At 69.6% G+C, this 3,954-nt stretch carries 5 protein-coding genes; all 5 read left to right on the top strand.

Translation table 11 applies throughout. From position 1 onward, the window contains the following. The first annotated feature begins 17 nt into the window (after positions 1–17). On the top strand, positions 18–281 hold the full coding sequence (locus D6682_03275; protein ID RMH51865.1) for a hypothetical protein: 264 nt from the start codon (positions 18–20) through the stop codon (positions 279–281). Beyond that, positions 229–762, top strand: a complete 534-nt coding sequence (locus D6682_03270) for a phosphatidylglycerophosphatase A (protein RMH51864.1) — start codon at positions 229–231, stop codon at positions 760–762. Before D6682_03275 ends, D6682_03270 begins: the two co-directional genes overlap by 53 nt. Before the next feature lie 197 nt (positions 763–959). Next, positions 960–2,168, top strand: a complete 1,209-nt coding sequence (locus D6682_03265; protein RMH51863.1) for a lipoprotein-releasing ABC transporter permease subunit — start codon at positions 960–962, stop codon at positions 2,166–2,168. A gap of 189 nt (positions 2,169–2,357) precedes the next feature. Then, positions 2,358–3,533 (top strand): hypothetical protein, encoded by a 1,176-nt coding sequence (locus tag D6682_03260; GenBank protein RMH51862.1) that lies wholly within the window; start codon positions 2,358–2,360, stop codon positions 3,531–3,533. 79 nt (positions 3,534–3,612) lie between these two features. After that, a partial coding sequence (locus D6682_03255) for an ATP-binding cassette domain-containing protein (GenBank protein RMH51866.1) occupies positions 3,613–3,954 on the top strand: 342 nt, incomplete at its 3' end.

The following is a 3,954-nucleotide window of genomic DNA, read 5'->3' as shown; positions in this document are numbered from 1 at the left end:
TCGCCGAGGCGAGCGGGGTGGGCCTGTCCATCACCGTCGAGGCGTTGCCGCAGCTGGATGCGCTCACCGCGCGCTTCCCCGATGAGGCGCTGGCCCTGGCGGCCGGCGGCGGCGAGGACTACGCCCTGCTCTGTACCGCCCCACCCGCGCTCGATCGGGCGCTGCGGGCGTTGGGCGGGGTGCGGATCGGCGAGGTGACCGAGGGGCGTGGGGTGACGCTGCTGCGCCATGGCCGCCCGCTGCCCCCCCCTTCGAGCTGCGGCTTTGACCACTTCGCCTGACCGGCGCCCGCTGGCCCGCTGGATCGCCGCCGGCCTGGGCAGCGGCCGGATGCCGCGCGCGCCGGGCACCTGGGGATCGGCGGCGGCGCTGCTGCCCGGCTGGTGGCTGTGGCAGACGGTCGGCGGCGCAGGGCTGCTCGCCGCCGCGGCGCTGATCACCGCACTCGGCTGCCTGGTCTGCGCCCGGGTGCTGCCTGCGGAGGAGGGAGAAGAAGACCCCGGCTGGATCGTCATCGACGAATGGGCCGGTCAGTGGCTCGCCCTCGCCCTGCCCGCCTTCGGAGGCCCTCCCTCCCTGCCGCTGCTGCTGACCGCCTTTTCCGCCTTCCGCCTCTTCGATATCCTCAAACCGTGGCCGATCCAGCCCATCGAGCACCTCGGACCCGACTGGTGGGCGATCATGGCCGACGACCTGGCGGCGGGACTCCTCGCCGGGATGGTGGCGGCGCTGTCGGCTGGATTCCCCCCACTCGCCGGATAGGCTCCATCGACCCGTCGGAGGGGATGTCGATGATTCCGCAGGAAACCATCCTCGCGATGTCGGCATGCCGCGCAACAGGAGCGCTTGCGGTCTGAATCATGGAACGGCAGGGGGGCGCAACGATCCGCAGGGCAGAGGAACAGAGGCGGCGGCAGGCCGGGCGATCGCTCCTGCCCGCAACGCTAGGCTGCGAATGGATGCTGGCGCGGCGCTATCTGCGCGCCCGCTCCGACGAACGGCTGGTCTCGCTCATCGGCTGGAGCTCCTCCATCGGCATGGCCATCGGCGTGATGGCGCTGATCGTGGTGTTGTCGGTGATGTACGGCTTCGACAAGGAGCTGAAGGAGCGGATCCTCGGCTTCTCCGCCCATATCGACCTGCAGGGAGGCGGCACCTCCACTGCGGAATGGCACAGCTGGCTGCCGGTCATCCGCGCCGAACCGCAGGTGCGCATGGTCGCCCCCTACGTCAGCGGCCAGGTGCTGATCACCATGGGTCCGGTCAGCGCCGGGGCCATCCTCAAGGGGGTGGTGCCGGAGCACGAGGAGGAGCTGCGTCGCCATATCGTGCGGGGCCGCTTCCTCGGCGACGCGCCGTTCGAGCTGGTGCTGGGCAAGGATCTGGCGCGCAAGCTGGGCGCACGGGTCGGCGACGCCGTCCGCCTGCTCACCCCGGTCGGAGGGGTCTCCCCCGCGGGCATGCGGCCGCGCATGCGCCTCTTCCACCTGGTCGGCATCTTCGACTCCGGCTTCTACGAATACGACATCGGGCTGGCGCTCACCTCGCTCGATTCGGCGCAGCGGCTCGAACGGCTGGGGGATCGGGTCACCGGGGTGGAGGTGCGCCTGCACGACCGCGACCGGGCGGCGACGGTGGCCGCGCGGTTGCGGGCACACCTGCCCGACGCCTGGGTGGAGAGCTGGATGGAGCGCCACCGCTCCTTCTTCAAGGCGCTGAGGACGGAGCGGATCACCATGGGGGTGATCCTGTCGCTCATCGTACTGGTCGCCGTCTTCAACATGGTGATGTCGCTGGTCATGGTGGTGATGCAGCGGCGCAAGGAGGTGGCGGTGCTGCGCACCATCGGCGCCGGGAGGGGGATGGTGATGCGCATCTTCTTCCTCATGGGCACCACCCTCTGCGGACTGGGCACCGCCATCGGTGCGGTGCTCGGCACGCTGCTCGCCTGGCGGCTGGAGGGGCTGCTCGCCTGGCTGGAGCGGGTGCTGGGGGTGACATTCATCTCCGGGGACGTCTACTATATCGACCATCTCCCCTCGGCGATCGACCCCACCTCCATCGCCCTGGTGGTCCTCTCCAGCCTGCTGCTCGGCATGGCGGCCACCCTCTATCCGGCCTGGCGGGCCGCGGCGATCCCGCCGGCGGATGTGTTACGTTATGAATGATCGAATCGCAAACAGTCCGTCCATGGACTTTTTGTTCGACGGGGATCGAAGAGCGCGGTCTTCGACCCCCTTACAAATCCGTCGGTTGCGTCTGCGACCTCCGGATTTGCGCGACCTTCCATGGTCGCGCCCGCGCGTTGCTCCCCATCAAGCGGAAAGACCATGGAAGGGCTTTCTGTACGCTGAGTTATGGCCACTCTCTCCGAACTGAAGGCGGATGCCCGCAAGGCGCTGCTCGCCCGGGACCACGAAGGGGCGCTGCAGCTCTTCCGCGAGATCCACGAGCAGGCCCCCGACGACATGCGCGCCTGGTGCAAGATGGCCGAGTTGATGGAGAAGTGCGGCGACGTCGACGGCGCGGTGCGGGAGTACAACGCCATCGCCGGCCGCTACGCCAATGAGGGGTTCGTGGTACAGGCGATCGCCATCAGCAAGATCGTGCTCCGCCTCGATCCGGAGAACCGTCGGGCGAGCGAGCGATTGCGGGAGCTGTCGCGCGAGCGGGGCGAGGAGTGGAGCGGTGATACGGATGCGCGGCGCGCCACGGTGGCGTTCAAGGAGACGCCGCTGATCTCCGGCCTCTCCGGGGAAGAACTGCAGGCCTTCATCGGCTACCTCCACCCCCGCATGGCCGACGACGGCGAGGCGATCGTGCGCGCCGGTGAGGCGGGCGACTTCCTCTTCCTCATCGGCAGCGGCTCCGTCCGGCTGGAGACGGTGGACGCCGCCGGTGCAAGGAAGGTGGTGCGGCGGCTGGAGGCGGGGGACTTCTTCGGTGAACACGCCTTCATGGCGCGCACCGCCTATCAGGACGACGCCATCGCCGAGGGGCACACCGTGGTGCTGGAGATCGACCGCGCCACCTTCGACCAGTGGTGCGAACGCCACCCCTCCATCCAGGAGACGGTGGAGCGCTTCTACCGCCAACGGGTGCTGGAACGGGTGCTGGCCACCTCCGACCTCTTCCGCGGGATCCCGGCCGAGGCCTGCACGGCGTTGACCGAACACTTCCGCCGACGCACCTTCCACGACGGTGCGTGCGTGGTGCGGCAGGGAGAGAAGGGGGACTCCTGCTTCCTCATCCGCTCCGGCGTGGTCTCGGTCACCACCGAGGATTTCCGCCGACCCGGCAGGGTGATCGACCTGGGCGAACTGCGCGAGGGGGCCTTCTTCGGTGAGGTGGCCCTGCTCAACGACAAGCCCCGCACCGCCACGGTGACCGCCCGCGGCGAGGTGGAGCTGATGGAGCTGACCCGGGAGGATTTCCGGGCCATCATCGACCGGTTCCCCCAGGTGCTGCAGACGGTGGAGGCCTACCAGCGGGAGCGGGTCCGAAGCACCATCCGGAAGGTGACCGCCTCCTGAGGCGGCGTCGCGCCATCCCACCCTTCCGAACCGTCCCGCCCCGGCAGCGGGTGGCGGTCACCCCGCATGCAGCGTCGCCATGCTGCGGGTAGAGGGGCTGCGCAAGGGGTTCCCCACCCCGCAGGGTCGGCTGGAGGTGCTGCGCGGCCTCTCCTGTCGGGTGGCGGGTGGGGAGTTCGTTGCGGTGGTCGGCGAGTCCGGCTCCGGCAAGAGCACGCTGCTGCAGGTGCTCGGCACGCTGGAACCCCCCGACGCGGGGGAGGCCTTCCTCGAAGGGACCGCCCTCTTCGCCCTCTCCCCGTCGGAGCAGGCGCGCTTCCGCAACCGCATGCTGGGCTTCGTCTACCAGGCGCACCACCTGATCCCCGAACTGACCGCGCTGGAGAATGTGATGCTGCCGCTGCAGATCCGGGGAGCGATG

The sequence above is a fragment of the Zetaproteobacteria bacterium genome, from assembly GCA_003696765.1.
In the GTDB taxonomy this organism is placed as follows: Bacteria; Pseudomonadota; Zetaproteobacteria; order Mariprofundales; family J009; genus RFFX01.
Note: the sequence above shows the minus strand (reverse complement) of the source record. Positions and strands in the feature narration are given on the sequence as shown.